Source organism: Verticiella sediminum (assembly GCF_007558815.1).
Classification (GTDB): Bacteria; Pseudomonadota; Gammaproteobacteria; order Burkholderiales; family Burkholderiaceae_B; genus Verticiella; species Verticiella sediminum.
This window is the reverse complement of record NZ_VLTJ01000029.1, coordinates 490,251-513,309: the sequence shown is the minus strand read 5'-3', so window position 1 is coordinate 513,309 and position 23,059 is coordinate 490,251. Positions and strand designations below refer to the sequence as shown.

21 protein-coding genes are annotated in these 23,059 nt (G+C 69.5%); 15 read left to right on the top strand and 6 right to left on the bottom strand.

Annotated features, from left to right (window positions below):
* The first annotated feature begins 37 nt into the window (after positions 1-37).
* Positions 38-1,168: a CaiB/BaiF CoA transferase family protein gene (locus FOZ76_RS16875; RefSeq protein ID WP_143949424.1), complete on the top strand. Its 1,131-nt coding sequence runs from the start codon at positions 38-40 to the stop codon at positions 1,166-1,168.
* 36 nt (positions 1,169-1,204) lie between these two features.
* Here the strand turns inward: FOZ76_RS16875 and FOZ76_RS16870 are convergent, their stop codons facing one another.
* Together FOZ76_RS16870 and FOZ76_RS16865 are read right to left on the bottom strand one after the other, a co-directional pair.
* Positions 1,205-1,585, bottom strand: a complete 381-nt coding sequence (locus tag FOZ76_RS16870) for a DUF6285 domain-containing protein (protein WP_143949423.1) — start codon at positions 1,583-1,585, stop codon at positions 1,205-1,207.
* Positions 1,582-2,646 carry a phosphotransferase family protein gene (locus FOZ76_RS16865; protein ID WP_143949422.1) on the bottom strand — a complete coding sequence of 355 codons (1,065 nt, stop codon included), beginning with the start codon at positions 2,644-2,646 and terminating at the stop codon, positions 1,582-1,584. Before FOZ76_RS16865 ends, FOZ76_RS16870 begins: the two co-directional genes overlap by 4 nt.
* A 175-nt stretch (positions 2,647-2,821) precedes the next feature.
* Between FOZ76_RS16865 and FOZ76_RS16860 the strand changes: the two genes are divergently transcribed.
* Positions 2,822-3,790, top strand: a complete 969-nt coding sequence (locus tag FOZ76_RS16860; protein WP_143949421.1) for a Bug family tripartite tricarboxylate transporter substrate binding protein — start codon at positions 2,822-2,824, stop codon at positions 3,788-3,790.
* 54 nt (positions 3,791-3,844) lie between these two features.
* Here the strand turns inward: FOZ76_RS16860 and FOZ76_RS16855 are convergent, their stop codons facing one another.
* The 3 genes from FOZ76_RS16855 to FOZ76_RS16845 all read right to left on the bottom strand — a co-directional run bounded on the left by FOZ76_RS16855 (position 3,845) and on the right by FOZ76_RS16845 (position 6,428).
* On the bottom strand, positions 3,845-4,723 hold the full coding sequence (locus FOZ76_RS16855; protein WP_143949420.1) for a crotonase/enoyl-CoA hydratase family protein: 879 nt from the start codon (positions 4,721-4,723) through the stop codon (positions 3,845-3,847).
* A gap of 128 nt (positions 4,724-4,851) precedes the next feature.
* The gene (locus tag FOZ76_RS16850) at positions 4,852-5,250 is read right to left on the bottom strand and encodes a Zn-ribbon domain-containing OB-fold protein (RefSeq protein WP_143949502.1); all 399 of its coding nucleotides are present in this window, start codon (positions 5,248-5,250) and stop codon (positions 4,852-4,854) included.
* 2 nt (positions 5,251-5,252) lie between these two features.
* Positions 5,253-6,428 carry a thiolase domain-containing protein gene (locus tag FOZ76_RS16845; RefSeq protein WP_143949419.1) on the bottom strand — a complete coding sequence of 392 codons (1,176 nt, stop codon included), beginning with the start codon at positions 6,426-6,428 and terminating at the stop codon, positions 5,253-5,255.
* A gap of 91 nt (positions 6,429-6,519) precedes the next feature.
* On the opposite strand from FOZ76_RS16845, the gene FOZ76_RS16840 reads away from it, so the two are divergent.
* From FOZ76_RS16840 to FOZ76_RS16815, 6 genes are all read left to right on the top strand, one after another.
* Entirely contained in the window at positions 6,520-7,293 is a 774-nt protein-coding gene (locus tag FOZ76_RS16840) for an SDR family NAD(P)-dependent oxidoreductase (protein WP_143949418.1), read from the top strand.
* A gap of 43 nt (positions 7,294-7,336) precedes the next feature.
* Complete coding sequence (locus FOZ76_RS16835) at positions 7,337-8,383, top strand: DUF7064 domain-containing protein (RefSeq protein WP_143949417.1); 1,047 nt, start codon at positions 7,337-7,339, stop codon at positions 8,381-8,383.
* Positions 8,380-9,267, top strand: a complete 888-nt coding sequence (locus tag FOZ76_RS16830) for a MaoC/PaaZ C-terminal domain-containing protein (protein ID WP_143949416.1) — start codon at positions 8,380-8,382, stop codon at positions 9,265-9,267. Before FOZ76_RS16835 ends, FOZ76_RS16830 begins: the two co-directional genes overlap by 4 nt.
* A gap of 65 nt (positions 9,268-9,332) precedes the next feature.
* On the top strand, positions 9,333-10,349 hold the full coding sequence (locus FOZ76_RS16825) for a tripartite tricarboxylate transporter substrate binding protein (protein ID WP_143949415.1): 1,017 nt from the start codon (positions 9,333-9,335) through the stop codon (positions 10,347-10,349).
* 65 nt (positions 10,350-10,414) lie between these two features.
* Positions 10,415-11,590: an acyl-CoA dehydrogenase family protein gene (locus tag FOZ76_RS16820; RefSeq protein WP_143949414.1), complete on the top strand. Its 1,176-nt coding sequence runs from the start codon at positions 10,415-10,417 to the stop codon at positions 11,588-11,590.
* A 4-nt stretch (positions 11,591-11,594) separates the two neighbouring features.
* Positions 11,595-12,728: an acyl-CoA dehydrogenase family protein gene (locus tag FOZ76_RS16815; protein ID WP_143949413.1), complete on the top strand. Its 1,134-nt coding sequence runs from the start codon at positions 11,595-11,597 to the stop codon at positions 12,726-12,728.
* 55 nt (positions 12,729-12,783) lie between these two features.
* Here FOZ76_RS16815 and FOZ76_RS16810 read toward each other — a convergent pair whose 3' ends face one another.
* Entirely contained in the window at positions 12,784-13,623 is an 840-nt protein-coding gene (locus tag FOZ76_RS16810) for a FadR/GntR family transcriptional regulator (protein ID WP_170235498.1), read from the bottom strand.
* A gap of 226 nt (positions 13,624-13,849) precedes the next feature.
* On the opposite strand from FOZ76_RS16810, the gene FOZ76_RS16805 reads away from it, so the two are divergent.
* From FOZ76_RS16805 to FOZ76_RS16775, 7 genes are all read left to right on the top strand, one after another.
* Entirely contained in the window at positions 13,850-15,373 is a 1,524-nt protein-coding gene (locus FOZ76_RS16805) for an acyl-CoA synthetase (RefSeq protein WP_143949411.1), read from the top strand.
* A 376-nt stretch (positions 15,374-15,749) separates the two neighbouring features.
* Positions 15,750-16,712, top strand: coding sequence for a Bug family tripartite tricarboxylate transporter substrate binding protein (locus FOZ76_RS16800; protein ID WP_143949410.1), 963 nt, complete (start codon positions 15,750-15,752; stop codon positions 16,710-16,712).
* 39 nt (positions 16,713-16,751) lie between these two features.
* Entirely contained in the window at positions 16,752-17,009 is a 258-nt protein-coding gene (locus tag FOZ76_RS16795; protein ID WP_143949409.1) for a hypothetical protein, read from the top strand.
* Positions 17,006-18,427: an FAD-dependent oxidoreductase gene (locus tag FOZ76_RS16790; RefSeq protein WP_143949408.1), complete on the top strand. Its 1,422-nt coding sequence runs from the start codon at positions 17,006-17,008 to the stop codon at positions 18,425-18,427. The genes FOZ76_RS16795 and FOZ76_RS16790 overlap by 4 nt, the downstream gene beginning before the upstream one ends.
* A 25-nt stretch (positions 18,428-18,452) precedes the next feature.
* The gene (locus tag FOZ76_RS16785; protein ID WP_143949407.1) at positions 18,453-20,108 is read left to right on the top strand and encodes an FAD-dependent oxidoreductase; all 1,656 of its coding nucleotides are present in this window, start codon (positions 18,453-18,455) and stop codon (positions 20,106-20,108) included.
* On the top strand, positions 20,101-21,522 hold the full coding sequence (locus FOZ76_RS16780; RefSeq protein ID WP_170235497.1) for an FAD-dependent oxidoreductase: 1,422 nt from the start codon (positions 20,101-20,103) through the stop codon (positions 21,520-21,522). The genes FOZ76_RS16785 and FOZ76_RS16780 overlap by 8 nt, the downstream gene beginning before the upstream one ends.
* 62 nt (positions 21,523-21,584) lie before the next feature.
* Entirely contained in the window at positions 21,585-23,030 is a 1,446-nt protein-coding gene (locus tag FOZ76_RS16775) for an MmgE/PrpD family protein (protein ID WP_143949405.1), read from the top strand.
* Positions 23,031-23,059 lie beyond the last annotated feature (29 nt).

The following is a 23,059-nucleotide window of genomic DNA, read 5'->3' as shown; positions in this document are numbered from 1 at the left end:
CCGGCGTCACGAACGCGCCGGCTGCAACGGAGAAACCATGGGCACCAAAATGAATGCACGCGCGCCGCGAGGCCCCCTGGCGGGGCTGCGCGTCGTCGAATTCGCCGGCATCGGGCCGGGCCCGTTCGCCTGCATGCTGTTGTCGGACATGGGGGCGGACGTGGTGCGCGTCCAGCGCCCGGGCGAACGCAACGGCGCCACGGACATCATCAAGCGCGGCCGGCATATCGTCGAGGCCGACTTGAAGGACCCCGCGGCACGCGAGCGCGTCCTGCGTCTGCTGGACGAGGCCGACGTGCTGGTCGAGGGTTTCCGGCCCGGCGTGATGGAGCGCCTGGGGCTGGGGCCGCAGACGGTTGCCGGCCGCAACCCCCGCCTGGTCTATGGCCGGATGACGGGCTGGGGCCAGGACGGCCCTTTGGCCGAGGCCGCCGGGCACGACATCAACTACATCTCGATCGCCGGCGCGCTCGACGCCATCGGGCCGGCCGGCGCGCCGCCGGCGCCGCCGCTGAACCTGGTCGGCGACTACGGCGGCGGCAGCCTGTACCTGGTCACGGGTATCCTCGCCGCCCTGTACGAAGCCAGGGCTTCGGGCCGGGGCCAGGTGGTGGATGCGGCGATCTGCGACGGCACCTTGTCGCTGATGAGCCTGGTCTATCAACAATGGGCCGGCGGCACGCACGTCTTCGAACGCGGCGCGAACGTCCTGGACGGCGGCGCGCCGTACTACCGGGCGTACCGCACCGCGGACGAGCGCTACGTCTCGATCGGGCCGATAGAGCCCCAGTTCTTCGCCTTGCTGTGCGAGCGCCTGGGCGTGGCTAGCGAGCTGCGTGATGCCCAGGCAGACCGCAGCCGCTGGCCGGCGCTGGCGGCCGAGTTCGAGCGCCTGTTCCGCACGCGCACGCGCGCCGATTGGGTGCAGATGCTGGAGGGCAGCGACGCCTGCTTCGCGCCGGTGCTGTCGGCGCAGGAAGCCGTCGAGCATCCGCACCTGCGCGCGCGCGGCGCCCTCGTCGAGATCGACGGGGTGGTGCAGCCCGCGCCCAGCCCGCGCTTTTCCAGGACGGCGTCGGCCATCCAGCAGGATCTGCCGCGTGCGCCGGTCTCCATCGATGACGTACTGCAGGGCTGGCGCCTGGCCGCGCAGGCCGCCGGCCGCTGATCGCGACTGAGCACGGCCGCGCTCTGGCGACCGTGCTCAGTCGCTCCGGCGACCCGATCCTTGCACCCAGGCCGGGCTGTCCACCGCCAGTTGCCGCCGCAGCATCTCCCGCAGGCACTGCGCCAGGCCCGGCGCATCCAGGGCCAGCTTGCCGTCGCGCAGGGCGTCCGCCATATCTTCGCTGGACACCCCGTTCACGCCGGCACCGCTGCGGCCCAGCACGTCGGCGACCGCCGCCGCGTCCTGTTCGGCGTGCGCCGTGCCCAGCCGCTGTTCGCGCAGCACGATCTTCAAGGCGTTCGCCGCGACCCGCGTCTGGAACCGATGGTAGCCCTCCAGGCCGGGCAGCAGGTCCTGCTCGAGATAGGTGATCACGGCGGCGAGCAGGGCGTCCGTGGATGGGATCGAAACACTCATGTGCTGGCCTGCGCTGCGGCGATGTCGAGGAAATCCCAGAGGGGCTCGCCCAGGCGGCGGCCGATCGCCGCCAGTTCCAGGCTGGCCGGACGGCCATCGGCGCCCTGCGCCATGCCGCGCCGTACACAATTGATGGCCCATTTCAGGTTGGCGTAGGCCTCCCAGAAGCGTATGCGCTCGACATCCAGGCTGCGGCCGCTGGCGCGCTCGTAGGCGGTATAGAAGTCTTCCCGGCTGCCGAAGCCGCCGACTTCGCCGTCGCCGCCGAAGCGCCACGTCCGCATGCAGAGCACGCCCAGATCCTGCAGCGGGTCACCCCTGCGCGCGATCTCCCAATCCAGGACGCAGCGGATACCGTCCGGCCCGACGATCAGGTTGCCCGTACGGAAGTCGGCATGCACGACGCGGTCCTCCCGATCCGGCGGCAGGCGCTGCGCCACCCAGCGCAGCGCGTACTCCAGGGCCGGGTGCCGCAGGTCATGGGCCCGCAGCAGCCGGGTATAGACCTGCAGTTCGTCGGTTGGCGACAAGTGGTCCAGGAAACCCGCGTCGCGGGTCGGCAGGGCATGGATGCCGGCCAGGATCTCCCCGCTTTGCGCGGCCATGCGCCGGCGCGCCGCCGCGTAGGCCGGATCGCGCGCGACAGCGCGGCCGAGGGTGATCCCGTCGACGTGCCGTGTGACATAGCCCGGCCCGAGTCCGTCGCCTTCATCGAGCACGCAGCAGACCTCGGGCGCGGGCACGCCATGGCGGCGTGCCAGGCGCATCAGCGCGGCGTCCGCCGCGGCCGACAGGCGGGGCGCCCGTGGGCCCGGGCCGCGCGCCGCCGGGACCGGTGCGGACAACTGCAGGATATAGCGGCCCGCGGCAGCCGTACCACCGCCGCCTGTCACGAACGACCACGTCTGCTTGGTCGCACCGCCCGTCAGGCGCTGCAGCGCCTCGATCCGCGCATCGGCAAGAAAGTGCCGATGCAGCGCGCGCTGCAGTCTGGCGCCGAACTCGGTGCCGCTGGGCGCCCGCCCGTGGGGGCTGGGCACAGCCGCTTCTTCTTTGGTCATGGACGATCTGCGCTCCGAAGTGGTGATGCTTCCGGCCGGATAGGTCTTGTATTCTATTGGATCAACCAACAAAATATAAAGCCGAAGGCGAATCCGCTTTCGTGCAACCAGAAAAAAAGGGGCGCCATAGCGTTAACAGGCCCTAGACGCCAGCCCCACCACGGAGGAGACCCGTATGAAGCTGAATCGCAGAAGTTTCCTGCATCGAAGCGCCGCGCTGGGCGCGCTCGCATGCCCGGCCCTGCTGCGGGCCCAGCCGCAGTATCCCGACGCGCCCATCCGGTTCCTGATCCCGACGCCGGTGGGCGGCGGGCACGACACCATGATGCGGTTGATCGGCCAGAAGCTCACCGAAGCCTGGGGCCAGCCCTGCCTGGTCGAATCGCGTTCCGGCGGCAGCGGTATGGTGTCGATCGGCTCGGCGCTCAATGCTCCGGCCGACGGCTACACCTTCCTGCTGACCTTTACCGGCTTCGTCACCAATCTGGTGCTGCAGCCTAGTCCGAACTACACCTTGGCCGACCTGGCGCCGGTTTGCATGCTGTGCATCACGCCGGTCGCCCTGGGCGTGCGCCGCTCGCTGGGCGTGAACACGCTCGAGGAGTTCGTGCGCAAGGCCAAGGCCGAGCCGGGTAAGCTTTCCTATGCATCCTACGGACAGGGCTCGGCCGCGCATTTCGTCGGCGAGATGCTGAGCGAAGCCGCGGGCATCCAGCTCAACCACGTGCCCTATCGCGGCGAAGCGCCCGCGATCCAGGAAGTGCTGGGCGAGCACGTGGATGCCTGCATCGTCTCGGTCGGCGGCGTGATGCGATATCCGGACCGCATGCAGGCGGTGGCGGTAGCGAGCCCGACCCGGTTCCCGCTCTACCAGGCGCTGCCCACATTCGCCGAGGCGGGCTATGCCAGTGTGGATTTCCCGGGCTGGGCCGGTGTGCATGCGCGCGCCGGGACGCCGCAGGCCATCGTGGAGCGCGTGTCGGCCGAGCTCGCGCGCATCGTCAAGCTGCCGGACGTTGCGCCTCGCCTGCTCGAGCTGGGATTCGAGCCGGTGGGCTGGAACCCCGATCAAACCGGCACATTCGTCAAGGAGCAACTCGACATGGCGGAGTCGGTGGCCCGGTCCGGCCGGGTACGGATCTGAGCCGGGCTTTGCACACGGCGGGCGCCAGGCCCGCCGGCAGGTGGCCCTGCGGCCCTACCAGGACGGTTTGACGACGCCGTCGCCGAAGGGCGCATCGCGCCGACGGGCGGCTTCCTTGAAGCCGTGCCGGGCCGTATCGGCATCGAAATCCCGCTTGGCCCGCGTCAGGTGGGCCCGGCTGTCCATCTCGGCGGCCAGCCGGGCCAGGGTGCCGGCGCCGGCCAGCTCGAGGGCCAGGTTCACGATGCGCTTCTGCGTCGCGAGCAGGTCCGGGTCGATCGTGGCGAGCCGCCGTGCGAGCGTCATGACCTCGTCTTCCAGGCGTTCGGGCGGCGCACTGGCCACCACCAGGCCGATGCGCGCGGCGTCCCGGCCATCCAGCGTGTCGCCCGAGAGCAGCAGGCGCTTGGCCCACTGCGGCCCCACGTTGTAGAACCACATGTGGTTGGGCGGCGAGCCCATCGCGCGCGTGGCGGGAAAGCCAATGCGCGCATCGTCGGCCGCGATGACGAGGTCGCAGTACAAGGCGAGGTCGGTGCCGCCGGCCAGGCAGTTGCCATGTACCTTGGCGATGACCGGCTTGTGCACGGTGAAGGCGGTGCGCAGCAGTTCCTGGAACCTCTCCAGCTTCCAGGCATCGTCGTCGAACGACGCGCTGCCGGTACGGTAGGCGTCGCGCGCCGCGTCTTCCTTCGCATAGCGCGCGTAGGCGGCCTGCATGTCGTAGCCTGCGCAGAAATCCTTGCCCGCGCCTTCGAGCACGATGACGGCAACCTCGCGTAGATCATCGGCTTCCAGCAGGGCGGCGCGCAACTCCACCAGCATGTCCCAGGACAGCGCATTGCGGCGCGCCGGGTTGTTCAGGGTCAGGCGCGCCACCCGATCCTGGATGTCGAAGGCAATGCAGTCGGTCGAGCTGAGCCATTTGGCCATACGTGCTCCGAAAAAGGAGAGGCGCGCGGCGGCGCATGCAGGAAAGCGGGTGCGTTCGGACGGATGTGCGACGCAGGCGCGGCGTACTCGGCGAGCCGGCCGGCTCGCCGAGTACGGCTACGGGCGCCTCATGCCGGTGTGAACATCGGAATGCTGGCGCCGTTCTGCGCCGGCTTGAAGCAGACGCGCACGCGCTGGCCTATGCGCAGCCCATCCAGCTCGCAGTCGACGATGTTCGTGAGCACCGTAATGTCTTCGTCCAGCGTCACGTAGGCGATCGCATACGGTATGGGGCCCGCCTTGCGCGTCACGCTCACGCTGTAGATCGTGCCCTCGCCGGCAAGGGCCTCCCACTGCGTATTGCCCTGGCAGAAGGGGCATACGGGGCGTGGATACCAGTGCAGCTTGCCGCAGCCGGTGCAGCGCCGGGTCGTCAGCCTGCCTTCCCCGGCCGCCTGCCAGAAGGGCGCGGTCGCCGCGTCGAGCAGCGGCGCGGCCAGCGGCCGCTCCTGATACGGGGTGCTCATGGTCATGCTCTCTCCAGGATGAGGGTTGCGCTGCCGTGGCGCGAGCCGAGCAGCCCGCCGGTGCCCTGGGCCAGCGCCAGCGCGCAGTCGGGTACCTGCACCGCCGGGTGGGCCTCGCCGCGTAGCTGGCGCACGGCTTCGATCACCTTGGTGATGCCGCCGCGGTTGGCCGGGTGGTTGTTGCACAAGCCGCCGCCGTCGGTGTTGAAAGGCAGCTTGCCCGTGCCGGAGATCAGGTTGCCGTCGGCGACGAAGCGCCCGCCTTCCCCCTTCTTGCAGAAGCCCAGGTCTTCCAGTTGCATCAGGACCGTGATCGTGAAGCTGTCGTAGATCGACGCGTACTGGATGTCCGCCGGCGTCACGCCGGCCTCCGCGAACGCGGCCGGGCCGCTGACGGCCGCGCCCGACCAGGTCAGGTCGACCGCGCCGCCCAACTGGCCCTTGATGGTCTCGCCGGCGCCGAGCACGTTGACGACGGGGCGTCCGAGGCCGCGCGCGATCTCGGGCCGCACCACGACCAGCGCGCCCCCGCCGTCGCTGACCACGCAGCAATCGAGCTTGTGCAGCGGGTCGCTGATGAGGGGCGAGGCCAGCACGTCCTCGACGGTGACCGGCTCGCGCAGCATCGCATGCGGGTTGTACTGCGCGTGGTGCGCGGCGGCTACCTTGATCCAGGCCAACTGCTCGGCGCTCGTGCCGTACTCGTGCATGTGGCGCGCAGCCGCCAGCGCATACATGTTGACGGTGACGGGCGCGTAGGGCATTTCCCAGGCGGCGTCGGGCGTGGCCGCGGTGACGAGGCGGGAACCGACGCCGACCCCGCTCGCTCCCTCGGTGCGCGGGCGGCCGGCCAGCGTGATCAACGCCACGTCGCACTTGTTCGCCGCGATGGCCTGGGCGGCATGCGCAACGTGGATCAGATAGGCCGAGCCGCCGGTATCGGTCGTGTCGACGTGGCGCAGGCGCGTCAGGCCGAGGTAGTCGGCCATGCTGTTGGCGCCCAGCCCGGGAGCATCGCCGGCGCAGAAGTAGGCGTCCACGTCCTGCAGCGCAAGGCCGGCATCCTCGAGCGCGGCCCGGGCGCATTCGGCATGTAGCTGCGCCACGGTCTTGTCCGGCGCCTTGCGTGTCGGATGTTCGAAAGCGCCCGCGATGCAGGCCTTGCGTTTGATGCTCATCGTGTCTCCTGTTGACCTTAGGCTTGCACCAAATATATCATTGGTTCAACCAACGAAACAATAAGCTCAACGAGACACACAAGGAGGGTCCATGGATGCATTGATTTCTTTGACGGGACGCACGGTCGTCGTCACGGGTGCGGCGCAGGGTATCGGCAAGGCGGTGGTGGAGATGGTGGTCGAGCTCGGCGGCAACGTCGTCGCCGTGGACATGAACGCGCAGACACTGGCCGCCGCGCTGCAGACGCTGCCGGCGGACCGGGTGCTCGGCATACCGGGCAGCGTCGTCGATCCGGCGCTGGCCGGCAGCGCTGTGCGCGATGCCGTGGCGCGTTTCGGCGCCGTGCACGGGTTGGTGAACAACGCGGGCATCATCCGCCCGGCGATGATCGAGAAAATGACCGACCAGCAATGGCAGGACGTGATCGACGTGCACCTGACGGGTTCGTTCTACTGGACGCGCGCCGTCGGCCGCCACCTGCTGGAGCGCGCCAAGGGCGGCGACCCATCGGGCGGTTCGCTGGTCAACGTGTCTTCGGATGCGGGCCGCAAGGGCTCGGTCGGCCAGATCAACTATGCCGCCGCCAAGGCCGGCCTGCTGGGCATGACGATGACCGCCGCACGCGAGTGGGGCCGCTACAACATCAGGGCCAATTCCGTGTGTTTCGGGGTGGTCGAAACTCCGATGACCGAAGTCGTGCGCGGCGAGAAATTCCGCGACGGCATGCTCGCGCAGATCCCGATGGGACGCTGGTCGACGCCGCAGGAGGTGGTCAAGGCCGTGTGCTTCCTGCTGTCGGACGGTGCGAGCTATGTGACGGGACAGCATCTCGGCGTGAACGGCGGGTTCCACATCAGCCTGTAACGGGACGGGCGCAGCCGCTGCGCCCGCGTACTGGAGACCTCATATGTATATGCCCCCGGGCACCCGCCTGCGGCTGGACCCGCGCGACGACGACATGCACGTCCCGGAGCCGGTGCCGAACTACAACGAAAGCATGTACGTCAACGCCTTCGACACGAGTAGCGGCGTCGGCGCGTGGATGCGCCTGGGCAACCGGCCGCACGAAGGGCATGCCGAGATGACATGCTGCGTGTACTTGCCGGACGGCCGTGTCGGGTTCATGTTCCGCCGGCCTCGGATCGCCGGCAACACCGAGCTGCGCGCCGGCGGCATGCACTTCGAAGTGCTCGAGCCCTTCGCGCGGCTGCGCGTGCACTACGCCGGGGATCTGTTGCTGATGGACGATCCGCGCGCCATGGCGGGCCCGCGGCAGGCCTTCAAGCAGTATCCCCAGCGCCCGGCGCAGATCGCCCTGGACTTCGAGGGCGTATCGCCGATGCATGGCGGCGAAATCGTGGCGCTGGACGGCAGCCCGGTCGAACTCGATCCGGCGAGCGCGGTGTACCGCGGGCATACGGAACAGAACATGGCGGTCCAGGGGCACATCACCGTGGACGGCATGCGCTGCGAGATCGGGCAGGGCACGGGCTATCGCGACAAATCCTGGGGGCCGCGGTACTGGCATGGTTTTTATTGGTACAAATGGCTGCCGATCACGTTCAGCCGTGATTTCGGCATTCTGCTCTCGATCAAGGGCAGCCCGGGCGGCGACGCTCCGCGCGTCAGCGGCAACGTATTGCGCGATGGCGTCTACGAACCCGTCACCGGCGGCAGCATCGAGACCGACTACGACGCCGACGGGTATCCGCGCAGCCTGGTCGCGCATGTGCAGACGGCCAGCCGCAGCTACCGGGTGAGCGGCGTCGCCAGGGCCACCGTGCCGCTGCGCCACCGGCGTGCCGACAGCGCCAGCTATACGCGCATCACCGAGACCATGGCGCAGTACGCCTGCGAGGGCCATGCGGCGCTCGGCATGGCCGAATACTGCGATCTCATGAACGACGGGATGCCGGCCTCGGCCCTGGATGCGGCCGCAAGGAAGACGACATGATCGATTACGAGAAGACCAAGGCCTGGCGTTCCGGGCCGGTGCGCCATGCCTACACGGAGAAGGACACCATGCTGTACGCCCTCGGCCTGGGCGTGGGCAGCGACCCCATGGATGCGCGCCAGTTGGGATACGTGTACGAGAAGGGCCTGAAGGCGCTGCCGACGATGGCCGCGGTGCTGGCCTCGCCGGGGGCCTGGATGCGCGAGCGATCCGAGCTGGGCATCGATTTCCTGCGCCTGGTGCACGGCGAGCAGAGCCTGGTGACGCATGCGCCGCTGCCGGCACGGGCGGTGGTGCTCGGGCAGAGCCGCGTTACCCGCATCGTCGACAAGGGCGAGGGCAAGGGCGCGATCCTGCACGTGGAGAAGACGCTGACGGACGAAGCGCACGGGCGCCTGCTCGCCACGGTCGAGCAGGTGTTGTTCCTGCGCGGCGACGGCGGTTTCTCGAAAGGCGCGGGCGCGGACGAGCCTGCCGCGCGTGCGCCCGCGCTGCCGGAGCGTGCGCCGGACAGCGTGTCCGAACTGCCGATCCGCCCGGAGGCGGCGCTGATCTACCGCCTGTCCGGCGATACCAACCCGCTGCATGCGGACCCGGCGGTGGCGCAGCGGGCGGGCTTCGCGCGCCCCATCCTGCACGGCCTGTGCACCTGGGGGCGCGCGGCGCACGCCGTCATCGAACGCGCGTGCGGCGACGATCCGGCGCGGCTGTCGGCGTTCAGGGCGCGCCTGAGCGCGCCGGTATACCCCGGCGAGACGCTGCTGCTATCGCTCTGGCACGAGGACGACGGCCGGATCGCTTTCCAGGCGCGCGTGCGCGAGCGCGACGTCATCGTGCTGGACCAGGGCTGGGCCCACGTCGCCGGCATCGCTCCCGGCTCCTGAACGCAGGGGCGCGCGGCACACGGGGGCGAGGAGAAGAACATGAACCACCAGCGAGGAGAACGAACATGAGGACATGGTGTTCGACCAAGGCATTACCGGCGTGTCTGGCGCTCAGCGCCGCGCTGTTCGCCGCGGCCTATGCAGCGGCCCACGCAGCGGACCGCGCGGGCGCCGCCGGCGATGCCGCAAGCTATCCCAACCAGCCCGTGAAGCTGCTGGTGGCCACGACGGCAGGGGGCACGGCCGACACGCTGGCCCGAGCCATCGGCAAGCACATGTCCGAGCGCTGGGGCCAGCCCATCGTGGTGGAGCAGCGGGTGGGCGCCAACGGCATGATCGCCTCGGCGCAGCTCAAGCGGGCGCCGGCCGACGGCTATACCGTCTATCTGTCCTTGAGTTCCATGGTCCAGAACGTCCTGCTGCAGAAGGAGCCGGGCTACGCCCTGACCGACTTCGCGCCGGTGAGCCAGGTGGCGGTGTTCCCCATCGCCGCCGTACTGAACGGGGAGGTCCCGGCGAACTCCATCGACGAGGTGCTGGCCCTGGCGGGTCGGCAGCCGGGCAAGCTGAGTTACGGCAGCTACGGGATCGGCTCGGGCGGCCACATCGTCGGGGCAGGGCTTGCGCACCAGGGCAAGGTCGACATGGTGCACGTGCCCTACGCCGGCGAGGCCGCGGGCTTTCCCGACCTCGTCAGCGGACGCATCACGCTGTTCTACGCATCGCTGGGCTTCGTCGCCCAACAGGCCGAGGCAGGCAAGGTCAAGCTGCTGGCGGTGGCGAGCCCGGCGCGGCTGCGGCAGTTCCCGGATATCCCGACATTCGCCGAGGAGGGTTTCGAGGCAGTCAACCTGCCGGGATGGAGCGGGTTCTTCATGCCGCGCGATACGCCGCGGCCCATCGTGGAGAAGTTCTCGGCCGCGGTGCGCGATGCCGTGGCGGATCCGGCGATCCATCAGCTCATCGAAGGCTATGGCTACGTGCCGGTGGGCAATACGCCGGACGAGTTCCAGCAGGTGCTGCGGACCGATCTGCAGGGATGGCGCCGCGTGATCGAGGCGAGCGCCATCCGCTTGGACTGAAGGAGCGGCGCCGCCGCATGGCGGCGGCCTTCCCGAGAGCGACAGGAATCAACGGAGGAGTCATCATGGATCTGCGACCCACCCCGGAGCAGGCGGCATTCCGGGACGACGTGCGCCGCTACATCGACGCGCACTTGCCGGACGATCTGCGCCACCGCATGCGGCTCGGCCTGCCGCCGCGCAAGAACGACATCGTGCAGTGGCAGCGTATCCTGCACGCGCGCGGCTGGGCCGCACCGCATTGGCCGCGCGAGTACGGCGGCGCCGAGCTGGGCCAGGCCGAACGGCTCATTCTGCTGGACGAGCTGTTCCGCGCGCCCGCGCCCCTGCCTCAGGTGTTCAACATGAACATGCTGGGTCCCGTGCTGCTGGCGTTCGGTACGGCCCGGCAAAAGCTCGAATGGCTGCCGCGGCTCGCCAACATGGACGTCTGGTTCTGCCAGGGCTTCTCCGAACCGGGTTCGGGCTCCGACCTCGCGTCGCTGCGCACCTCGGCCCGGCGCGAGGGCGATGTCTACGTGGTGAACGGCCAGAAGATCTGGACCACCACTGCGCACCTGGCCGACTACGCCTTCTGCCTGGTACGCACTGGCCAGGAGGCGCGCAAGCAGGAAGGCATCTCCTTTCTGCTGGTCGAGCTGCGCAGCCCCGGCATCACGATCCGGCCCATCGTCTCCATCGACGGCCAGCATCATCTGAACGAGGTGTTCTTCGACGAGGTGCGCGTTCCCGTCGAGAACCGCATCGGCGAGGAGGGCCAGGGCTGGCGATGCGCCCGCCACCTGCTCAATGCCGAGCGTACCGGCATCGCCAACGTGGGCTTGTGCCGGGAGCGTCTGGGCTATGCGATGGAACTGGCCCTGGGCCTGAAGGAGGGCGGCCAAAGCGTGCTCGACGCGGACCCGGGCATCCTGGCGGAGATCGCGGTGCTGGATGCGGAAACCCGCGCCCTCGAACTGACCAACTTCAGGATGCTGCTGTCCGAGCGCGAGCAGGCCGAGAACCCGGCGTTCGCCTCCATCCTGAAACTGAAGGGTACCGAACTGCAGCAGGCCATCGCGGCGCTGCTCATGCGAATCGCCGGGCCCGCCAGCCTGCACTACACCGATCTGGACGAGACGGCCGAGCCGGACTGGTCGGATCTGCCGGCGGCCAGGTATTTCTATTCACGCGCAGCATCGATCTACGGCGGCACGAGCGAAATCCAGAAGGATCTCCTGGCCCGCAGCATCCTGGGATAGAGCCATGAATTTCGAGATCACCGAAGAGCAACGGCAACTGCGCGACAGCCTGCGCCGCCTGCTGGAGAAGGAATATCCATTCGCCGGGCGCCGCCGCATCCTGGCCGAAGAACCCGGCTGGAGCCGGCAGGTCTGGCGGCAACTGGGCGAACTCGGCGTGACCGCGCTCGGTGTGCCGTCCGAACTCGGCGGCCTCGACGGCGACGCGCTGGACCGCCTCCCGGTGCACGTGGAGTTGGGCCGCGTCCTGAGCCTGGAGCCCTATCTCGGCTCGACCGTGCTCGGCGGCACCTTGGCCCGGGCCGTGGGCGGCGCATATGCCGCCGATGTGCTGCCCGGGCTGTGCACCGGCCATCGGTTGCTTGCGGTGGCGCACAGCGAGCCTGGGGCGCGCCACGCCGAATGCTGGGTCCGGACGCGGGCGGAGCAGGCCGACGGCGCCTGGCGCCTGCACGGCGTGAAGACGCAGGTCCTGCATGGCGATGCCGCGCCCGAGATCCTGGTATCGGCCCGGATCTCGGGCGGACCGGCCGACGCCGACGGCCTGGGCATCTTCCGCCTCGATCCCGCCGCCGCAGGAGTCGGCATCGCCGGCCTGCGCCTGGCCGATCGTTCCCCTGCGGCGCGCCTGCACCTGGAGGCGGCCCCGGCACAGCTCCTGGCCGAAGGCGCGGCCGCGGCGTCCGCCTTGCGGGCCATGCGGCGCGCGGGCATCGCGGCGGCATGCGCCGAAGGCCTGGGCGTGATGCAGGGCGCCTTCGAACTCGCCGTCGCCTATCTCGGCGAGCGTCGCCAGTTCGGCGCTCCGATCGGCACGTACCAGGCCTTGCGCCATCGGGTTGCGGAAATGAAGGTGGCCGTGGAAACCGCGCGCAGCGCCGCCATTGCCGCGGCCTGGGCCCTGGTCGAGGCGCACGAGGAGCGGATCGACGTGGAGCTCGCGCGCGCCAAGATCCTGCTGGGCCGGCAGGGAACGTTCGTCACGCAGCAGGCGATCCAGCTCCATGGCGGCATCGGCATGACCGAGGAGTACGCGGTGGGCCACTATCTGCGACGCCTGACCGTGCTGGACCAGTTGTTCGGCGATGCGGCGCACCACGCCGCGAATCTCGGTCGCTGTCTGCGTGCGGCTGCGTGATCCCCTGGCCCGGCGCATGGCATGGCCGGCGCGGGCCGGGCCGCAGCCTGCGCGGTCAGGCCTTCGACTTGCGGGCCGCCGGTGCGCGGGCGGCGGGGCGCAGCGGCGTAGCGGCCATCCCTGCCTGTACTTCGGCCTGTGCTTCGGCCTGCTCCAGGTGGGCGTGCATCTTGGTGAGATGGCGCGTGATGATGTCGACGGCCTTGGCTTCGTTGCCGGCGCGCATGTGGCGCAGGATGCTGCGCCGGATGCCGATGAAGTCGGGCTGCACCGACGGATGGGTGCGTGCGATGAGCGTGCGCACGATGTCCGACAGCCCTTCGACCAGGACGACGATGACCTCGTTGTGCGTGGCTTCGGCGAGCAGGCGGTAGAACGCCGTGAGCTGCGGCGTGCCGTGCGACAGACCGTCCCGTTGCGCGATCGTTTCCAGGCGGGCGATGTCGGCTTCGATGGCATCGAAGTCTTGGGCCGTGCCGCGCTGGACGGCGAGCTTCACGGCCTGGACGACCACCATGATCCGCGCCTCGGTCAGGCTGGCGGGGCGCATGCTGCCGACGGCCACCATGTCGCGCATGGCCTGCTTCAGCGAATCGTTGCGGCCCTCGGCGATGAAGAATCCGCCCTGCACACCCGTCGTGCTGCGCACGACGCCGGCGATCTCCAGGCTGCGCAGCGCTTCGCGCACGGAGTTGCGGTTGACGTTGAACATCTCCGCCAGTTCGGCATCGCCCGGAAGCCGGTCGCCCGGCGCCAACTCGCCATTGCGGATCTTGGCGCGGATCTGCTCGCACACGGCCTCGAAGGCGCGCCGCCGGGGCACCTGCAGCACGTCGAGCGGGGTGGCGGGCCGGCCCAGCGGGCGGCTGGAACTCGAAGGAGAGGAAGGAGACATCGAGGTTTCCTGCAGAAGAATTTTTCTCGCGGCGGCGCCCGGACGCTCGCTGCCATCTGGCGGATGCGCCAGTGTAGCGGCCGTCCGTGCGCCATTGACAACGAAGCGGCCATCCATCTAGGATTGCCCAAATTGGTTGGACCTTTTAAATATATCACAACGGCGATGCGCAGCCGGGCGCCCGCAAGGGGCGCGTGCAGCATCGCGACAGCGAGGAGTCAAAGAGATGGCCAGCATCTACCTGGATGAACGATCGGTATCGCGCGAGGAAGTCCTCGCGAGAGCCGCCCGCGGCGCGCGCCTGCTGCACGAAGCGGGCGTGCGCGAGGGCGACGCCGTCGCGCTGCTGCTGCGCAATGATTTCGCATTCTTCGAGGCGATGCAGGCCACCGCGGCGCTCGGCGCCTACGCGGTGCCGATCAACTGGCACGGCAAGCCCGACGAAGTGCTCTACGTCATCGGCGATGCCCAGCCCAAGGTCCTGATCGCCCATGCGGACCTGCTCGCGACGGTGCGCCAGGAGCTGCCCGCGGACCTGGCCGTGTTCGTGGTGCCGACCCCGCCGGAGCTGCTCGAGCGCTTCGGACTGCCGTTGGCCGCGGGCCGGCCGGCCCCGGGCGAGCGCGCATGGCAGGCCGCCGCGGACGCCTGCGCGCCCTGGGACGGCCCCGCGGTCAAGCTGCGTTCCAGCATGATCTACACCTCCGGTACCACGGGCCGCCCCAAGGGGGTCCAGCGCGAGCCGGCGACGGCCGAGCAGGTGGCCGCCAACGCCGCCCTGCTGCGCCAGGTCTGGGGTGTCGAGCCGGGCATGCGGGCGCTGATCGCAGGCCCCATGTACCATGCCTCGCCCAACTCGTACGCCAGGCAGGTCCTGCCGGCGGCGGAGCGCATCGTGCTGCAGTCCAGGTTCGACGCCGAGGACACGCTCGCCACCATCGCGCGGCATGGCATCACGCACGCCGTCATGGTGCCGACCATGTTCGTGCGCATCCTCAAGCTGCCCGAGGCCGTCCGGCGCAAGTACGACGTGAGCTCCCTGCGCTGGGTCGTGCATACCGGCGCTCCCTGCCCGCGCGAGGTCAAGCAGGCGCTCATGGATTGGTGGGGGCCGGTCGTTTACGAGACCTATGGCGGCACCGAGGTCGGCACGGCCACCTTGTCCACGCCCCAGGATTGGCTGGCCCATCCCGGCAGCGTCGGCCGGCCGGTGCCCGGCGCGCGCATCGCCATCTACGGCGACGACGGCGTTCCCGTGGCGGACGGCGTGCCAGGCGAAATCTTCGTGAAAGTCGACGCGCATCCGGACTTCACCTATCTGCACGACGACGACAAGCGCCGTGCCGCCGAGCGCGACGGATTGATCAGCGTCGGCGATGTCGGCTATCTGCAGGATGGTCTGCTGTATATCTGCGACCGCCGCTCCGACATGGTCATTTCCGCGGGCGTGAACATCTACCCCGCGGAAGTCGAGGCCGCGCTCGCGCAGTGCCCGGGCGTACAGGATTGCGCCGTGTTCGGCATACCCGACGACGAGTTCGGCGAAGTCCTGGCCGCGGCCATCGAACTGCTCCCGCACAGCGACGCCACCGAGGCCGAGCTGCGCGGCTATCTCGCCGAAAAGCTGGCGAAATACAAAATCCCGCGCAAGTTCGACTTCTACGAACGGTTGCCGCGCGAGGAAAGCGGCAAGATCTTCAAGCGCAAGCTGCGCGCGCCGTACTGGGAAGCGGCGGGTCGGCGCATCTGAGTTGGCCATCGATGCCTGCCCGCGATACGGGGCGTGGATCCGTTTGACCTGGGCCAGGCTGGCGAAGAGTTCGGCCTGTTGCCCTAGCGAGGCCCACCCCGGCAGTACCGCAGGCGGCGCCCTGACGCCGTTCCTGCAGCCAGCGCGGCATCTCGGGCAGCGGGGGCCGGAGCCCACCATCGCATCAATCGAGGACCTACCCCGGGACGCCTTGCCGGCGCCCTGGATGCCCGGATGCGTCCTGCGATTCCTGCCTGTTTCTAGAGCCGTGCATCCCGATGTCAATGGTCATTTATCCTAGTTTGAAAAAGGTCATACCTTATTATCTAATGAGGGTACGACACACATTCTGACGAACGGACCCAGGGGGAGACTCATGAAAGCGCTGTACGCATTGCTGGCGGTCGCGACGACGATGCTGCCCCCGGCATCGCAGGCGGCCTATCCGGAAAGGCCGATAACGCTCGTAGTGCCGTATGCCGCCGGTGGCATGGGTTCCACGTTCGGCAACGTGGTCGGCGATGCGCTGGCGCGGCAACTGGGCCGGCCTGTCGTCGTCGACTACCGGCCGGGAGCGAACGGTGCGCTCGGCGCGGCCTACGTGGCAAAGGCGCAGCCGGATGGCTACACGATGCTGATGGCCGTGAACAGCACGATGGCGATCAACCCGAACCTGTACCCCAAGCTGCAGTACGACCCGGTGGGCGATTTTGCGCCGGTGGCGATGGTCAATGCGTCGTCCAACATCCTGGTGGTCAACGCCGCCAGCCCGTTCAAGTCTCTGCAGGAGCTGATCGACTATGCCCGCCAGAACCCGGGCAAGCTCAACTTCGGCTCCTCCGGCAACGGGGCGACGCCGCACTTGTCCGGCGAGATGCTCAAGCGCCTGGCGGATGTGAAGATCAACCATGTCCCCTACAAGGGTATCGGACCGGCGGTGACGGACCTGCTGGGCGGCCAGATCGACTTCGTGTTCAGCGATACCTCCGCGATGCCTCAGGTCCAGGCGGGAAGGTTGCGCGCGCTGGCCGTCACCGGGCCGACCCGGCTGGGGATCGCGCCGGACATTCCCACGATGCAGGAGGCCGGTCTGGACGACTTCATCGTGCGGACCTGGTACAGCCTGGTCGTGCCCGCCGGCACGCCTGAGGACGTCGTGCAGCGCCTGAACGGGGCGGTGGCCGCCGTCGTCAAGGACCCCGAGGTCAAGGCGCGGATGGTGGCGGTGGGCGTGGACCCCGCCGAGGACACCTCGTCGGAATACCTCGACCGCACCATCCGCTCCGATCTGGCCTTCTGGAAACAGTTCATGGCCGACACCGGTATCCGCCTCGAGTGAGCCGCACGCAAGCAGCGGCCGTTTGCCTGGAGTTCTCCGATGTATCGAACCGACGATGACACGCAAGGCCCCGCGGCCGAGCCGTTTCCGCTGATCCGCGGCGCACTGCGGCGGCGGCGCCTGATCGTGGGCGCCGGCACGGCGTTGCCGGCGCTGTTGCTGATCTGGCTCGCGTTGCGCACCGGCGTGCCCGACTTCCTGATCGCGGCCCCCATTGCGAGCGCGGTGACGTATGGCGTGCTGAGCCTAGCGCTGGAAGTCGTCGACCTGGTCGCCGAAACCCTGATGCCGAGATGAGTGATTCCATGATCGATTGCGACGTTTGCGTGATAGGCGGCGGCCTGGCCGGGTTGAGTGCGGCGCTGCGCGCGGCCCAGGACGGGGCCATCGCAGTGGTGCTCGAAAGAGCGCAGGAGACCGACTATCTCTGCAATACGCGGCTGACCGGCGGAGCGTTCCATGTCTGCCTGAGCGACATCCAGTCCGATGCGGCCGAGCTCGAACGGAAGATCCTGTCCGCCACCGAGGGCGCGGCCCATCCCGGCCTGGCGCACGCGGTGGCGCAGGATGCTCGGCGCGCGGTCAAGTGGCTGCAGTCGCATGGCGTGCGCTTCATCAAGGGCGGCGCGGAGCCGCACCACAACTTCGTGCTGTCGCCCCCGTCACTGCAGCGCGTGGGTTCGGACTGGAAGGGCCGTGGCGGCGATGTTCTGCTGCGCACGCTGGAGCAGCGCCTCGCCGGCCTGGGCGGGCAACTGCTGCGTGGCCACCGGGCGCGTTCCCTGATCGTGAAGGAGGGCCGATGCGTGGGCGTGGCCGGCGATGCGGGGGCAGTGCCTTTCGACGTGTCGGCGCGCCACGTGGTGATCGCCGACGGAGGCTTCCAGTGCGATGAAGAACTCGTCGGCCGCAGCATCTCCCCCGCGCCCGGGCGCCTCCTGCAGCGCAATGCCCGGTCCGGCTTCGGCGACGGCGTGCGCATGGCGGGCGAGGCCGGCGCGCGGCTTTCGGACTTGGTCGGCTTCTACGGCCACGTCCTGAACCGCAACGCCATGACCGACGATCGTCTCTGGCCGCTGCCCTGGATGGACAACGTGGCGACCTCGGCCGTGGTGGTCGATGCCGCGGGCCGGCGCTTCGCCGACGAAGGACGCGGCGGCGTCTACCTCGCCAATCGCATCGCGGCACTGCAAGACCCGCTGTCCGCATTCGTGGTCTTCGACCAGCCGCTGTGGGACGGGCCGGGCACCTCGCGCTTTCTGCCGCCGAATCCGCACATGGAGAACCGCGGCGGCACTGTGTTGCGCGCCGACAGCGTGCAGGCGCTGGCGCAGGCGATGGGCGTGGACACGGCGGCTCTGGCCGCCACCGTCGCCGCCTACAACGATGCCCTGGACAAGGACGAACTGCCGTCGCTGAACCCATCCCGCACCCCGTATCCGTATCGGCCGATGCCGATACGGACGGCGCCCTTCCATGCCGTGCCCGTATGCGCCGGCATCACCTACACGATGGGTGGTGTCGCCATCGACGAATGGGGGCGCGCGATGCGCGAGGACGGTTCGCCCTATCCCGGGCTGTACGCCGTGGGCAGCGCCAGCGGCGGGCTGGAGGGCGGCGCGAGCATCGGCTACGTGGGCGGGCTCGCCAAGGCGGCCACCACGGGCATGCGCGCGGGCGAACACATCGGGCAGTCGTATCGCCGGTCCGCCTGAATGCAACAACGACAGGAATGAGTGCATGACAACCGAGGAAGTGGACGTCGTCGTCGTCGGCGGAGGGCCCGTCGGGCTGGCCCTGGCGGGGGACCTGGGCTGGCGCGGCCGCACGTGCCTGCTGCTCGAGCAGGGCGACGGCAGCATCGTGCAGGCCAAGATGGACGGGGTCGGCATCAGGACGATGGAGTTCTGCCGGCGCTGGGGCATCGTGCAGGACGTCGAGGCCAGCGCCTACAACCGCGCTTATCCGCAGGACAACGTCTATCTGACGTCGCTGCTCGGCTACGAGATCGGCCGCGAGCCCATGCCCGCGATGCAGGACGACCGCCCGCCGCCCGAGAGCCCGCAGAAGCGCGAGCGCTGCCCGCAGAACATGTTCGATCCGGTGCTGCAGCGGTTCGCGCAGGCGCAGCCCGGTGTGCGGATACGCCACCGTCACCGCTTCGTGGCCTTCAGCCAGGATCGGGACGGGGTCAGCGTGCAGGTGCAGGACCTGGCCACGGGCCAACAGCGCACGCTGCGCTCGCGCTTTCTGGTGGGCTGCGACGGCGGGCGCAGCGCCGTGCGCGAGCTGCTGGGCATCGGCATGCAGGGGCGCGGGGTGCTCACGCACACGGTCAACGTCATCTTCCGCTGCCCCGGCTTCAACCGTCTGCACGACAAGCAGCCCGGCTACCGCTACATGTTCGTCGGCGAACATGGGGTGTGGGGCACGATCGTGGCCATCAACGGCAACGACCAGTGGCGCATGTCCATCATCGGCAACGCGACCGAGCGCCCGTCGTACACCGAGAGCGAGCTCGAGGCGTTCGCCCACCGCGCGCTGGGCCGCGAATTCGAGCTGGAGATCCTGAGCGTCCTGCCCTGGACCCGGATCGAGCAGGTCGCCGACGGCTACGGCCGGGGCCGCGTCTTCATCGCCGGCGACGCCTGCCACCTGACCTCGCCGACCGGCGGGCTGGGCATGAACACGGGCATCGGCGATGCCGTGGACCTCTCCTGGAAACTCGCCGCCTGCCTGGAGGGCTGGGGCGGGCCGCGCCTGCTGGATTCGTACGAGATCGAGCGCCGCCCGATCGCGCACCGCATCACGCGCTTTTCCACCGGCAATCTGGAGACGATGCAGCACGTGCCCCATACCGCCCGGATCTTCGATCCGGGCCCCGCCGGCGACGAGGCGCGCCGGCAGGTCGGCGACGCGCTGCGCGCGGGGCTGCGCCAGGAGTGGTTCTCCAAGAACATGCACCTGGGCAACCGCTACGTCGGCTCGCCGGTATGCGTGTACGACGAGATGGAGAGCCCCGAACGGATCCGGGCGGAATACGAGGACGCCGTGAACTACCGGCCGGGCACGCGTCCGGGCTGCCGCGCACCGCACGTGTGGATGGCCGATGGGCGTTCCACGCTGGATCTCTTCGGGCAGGGCTATGTCCTGATGAGCGATCCCTCCTGCGGCGAGGATGCGCAGGCGCTGGCCGCGACCGCGCGGGCGCTGGGGGTGCCCCTGACGGTGGTGCCGATGACAGAGGCGGCGGTGCGCGGGGCGTATGCCGAGCGCCTCGTGCTGGTACGCCCCGACGGTCATGTCGCATGGCGCGGCGCGGCGCGACCGGCCGATCCGCGCATGCTGCTGGCGGCGGTCACGGGCAACGAAACGAGGGAGATGGAACATGCATGAGACGCACGAGGGCTACGACGTGATCGTGGTCGGGGCCGGCATGGCCGGTCACTGCGCGGCGCTGGAGGCCGCGCGCATCGGCGGCCGGGTGCTGCTGCTGGAGAAGACTGCGCGCTATGGCGGCAGCACGCGGATGTGCGGCGGTGCCTTCGCCTTCGCGGGCACCGAGGTGCAGCAGCGCAACGGCATCGACGACAGCTCGGCGCTGCTCGAGGAAGACTTGATGAAGGCGGGCAAGTACCGCAACGACCCCGCCCTGGTGCACGTCTATGCCGAGCGCCAGTACGAGGCCTACCAGTGGCTGGAGGCGCTGGGTCTGCGTTTCGAGAAGGTCTCGCTGAGCGGCGCGCAGTCGGTCCCGCGCAACCACAGCATCAGTCCCGTGCTGGTGCTCGAGACCCTGCATCGCGCCGCGCTCGAGGCCGGTGTCGTGTACCGGGACCAGGCGCCGGTGGCGCGGCTGGTGACGGCGTCCTCGGCAGGCGGCGCCCGGCACGTGGCCGGGGTGCAACTCGCATCGGGTGAGCGGCTGCTGGCGCGCGGCGGCGTGGTCATCGCGACCGGCGGTTTCTCGCGTTCGGCCGAGCTGGTCGAGCGCTTCGTGCCGCATCTGCGCCAGGCGCGCCCGATGGGCGGCGAAGGCAACACCGGCGATGGCCTGCGGATGGCCTGGGCGCTGGGCGCCGACCTGGTCGACATGGCCTATGCCAAGGGCAGTTTCGGCGCGCCGGTGGGCGAACCGCTGCCGGGCAGGGAGGACGACGCGCCGCGCCTGCTGTCGGCCATGTACCGCGGCGCCATCGTCGTGAACAAGGCCGGCCGGCGTTTCTGCAATGAGTCGATCTCCTACAAGGCCATCGGCGATCGCTGCCTGGAGCAGGAGGATGCGCTGGCGTTCCAGGTCTTCGACCAGACGGTCATGGACCAGTCCTCGCCGCTGCCCACCGTGGCGGACTATCGCGCGGGGCTGGAGACCGGCCTCATCCAGCAGGCCGAGTCGCTCGAGGCGCTGGCCGGCAAGCTGGGCATCGACCCCGCCGGCCTGGCGCATACCGTCGAGCGCTACAACCAGGCCTGCGCCGGCGCGGACGAGGACGAGTTCGGCCGCACTTCGTTGAGCACCGGCTACGGCAAGCCCACCCCCGTGAGCACGGCGCCGTTCTACGGCCTGGCGTGCACGACCGGATTGACCTCGACCTACTGCGGGCTGCACGTGGACACCGAGGCGCGCGTCCTCGACGTCTTCCAGGCGCCGATCGTCGGGTTGTATGCCACCGGCGAAGTCATGGGCGGCTTTCACGGCGAAACCTACATGAGCGGGTCCTCCCTGGCCAAGGGCTGCATCTTCGGCCGGCTGGCCTCCCGCCACGCCGTGGCGCGCGCCCGCGAGCCCGGTGCACAGGCCCCGGCATAAGGGGCGCTTGCGTGCAGCCAGCCGGCCAGGCCGGAAAGACACGGACAGGAGACCAGGGCGACATGAACACCACGCAGGAGCTGGCGCGCTACGCCATCGAGACGCGCTATCAGGACATCCCCGAGCCGGTGCGCCGGGCCGCGAAGCGGTTGATGCTGGACACGCTGGGCTGCGCCGTCGGTGCGTTGGGCACCGATCCTGGCATCGCGGTACGGCGCATCGTCCAGCGCAGCGGCGCGGTCGGCCCGGCCAGCGTGATCGGCACCGGCCAGAAAACCTCGATCGCCACCGCCGCCTGGGCGAATGGCCGGTTGGGCAACGTCCTGGACATGGACGAGTGCTACAAGGTGCAGGGCCATCACGCACAGGCCGCCCTGGGCACGGCCCTGGCGCTGGCCGAGACGCACGCGCTGGACGGCCGCGCCCTGCTCGCCGCGTTCACGCTGGGCTTCGAGGTCGGCGTGCGGCTGGGCAACTTCTTCAGTCCGCGCGTAACGGTGGATGCCGAAGGCCGCACCCGAGGCTGGACTGGTCTCGTGGGCCCGGGCCAAGGGGTGCATGCGGCCTGCACCGCGGCGGCTCGCCTGATCGGTTCCTCGCCCGTGGAGCTGGCGCATGCGTTCGGCAGTTGCGCGCAATACATGGTCGGCCGCGACTGGTCCCGGCAATGGGGACGCGATGTGGACCTGGGCACGCTGAAATACGCGGATACGGGCTGGAACGCCCAGGGCGGCCTCATGGCCGCCTGGCATGCCCGCGAGGGCGTGCGCGGGGTGCGCGACATCTTCGATGGCGACAGCTATGCGCAGGTGTTCCAGGGCGTCGTCCTCGATCCCGTGGCCATGCTGGAGAACCTTGGTCGCGACTGGTACCTGCCCGAAACGTCGATCAAGTTCTGGCCCTGCTGCCGCTGGATCCACTACGCCTTGACGGCGCTCGACGCGGTGTTGCGCCGCCACGGCCTGCAGGCCGCCGAGATCGACGCCATCGATCTGCACTCGTTTCCCATGATTCCGTATCCGCGCTTCGCGGACCAGGGCGATCCGCCCAACCTGGTGGCGGCGACTTTCAGTTTCCCGCATGCCGCCGCGATGGTCGCGCTCGGCGTACCCGCGGGCCCGGCGTGGTTCACCGAAGCGAGCCTGGGCGGGCTGGCCGCGCGCGAGATGCGCCGCAAGGTTCGCCTGCTCGACGAGGAGCGTGCCTACGACCCTGCTGCCTGGGGCCTGGCCGACAAGGTCCTGAAAGTGCCTTCCCGCGCGGTGGTGCATGCGCGCGGCCAGACGTTCAGCGCGCAGAGCGACTTCGCGCTGGGCGACGCGTGGGACGGCGCCCCCGGCTTTGCCGAGCAGGATGTGTTCGACAAGTTCGCGCGCATGGTCAAGACCCTGGCGCCGTACTCGCCGCAGTGGGAGGCGCGCAGCCGCGAGCTGATCGACGCGGTGATGGGCGTGGACGACATGGACGACGTGCGCGAGCTTACCCGCCTGTTCGATCCCGCCCGTTGACCGGGTGCCTTGCCGCCGATCCGAAACCC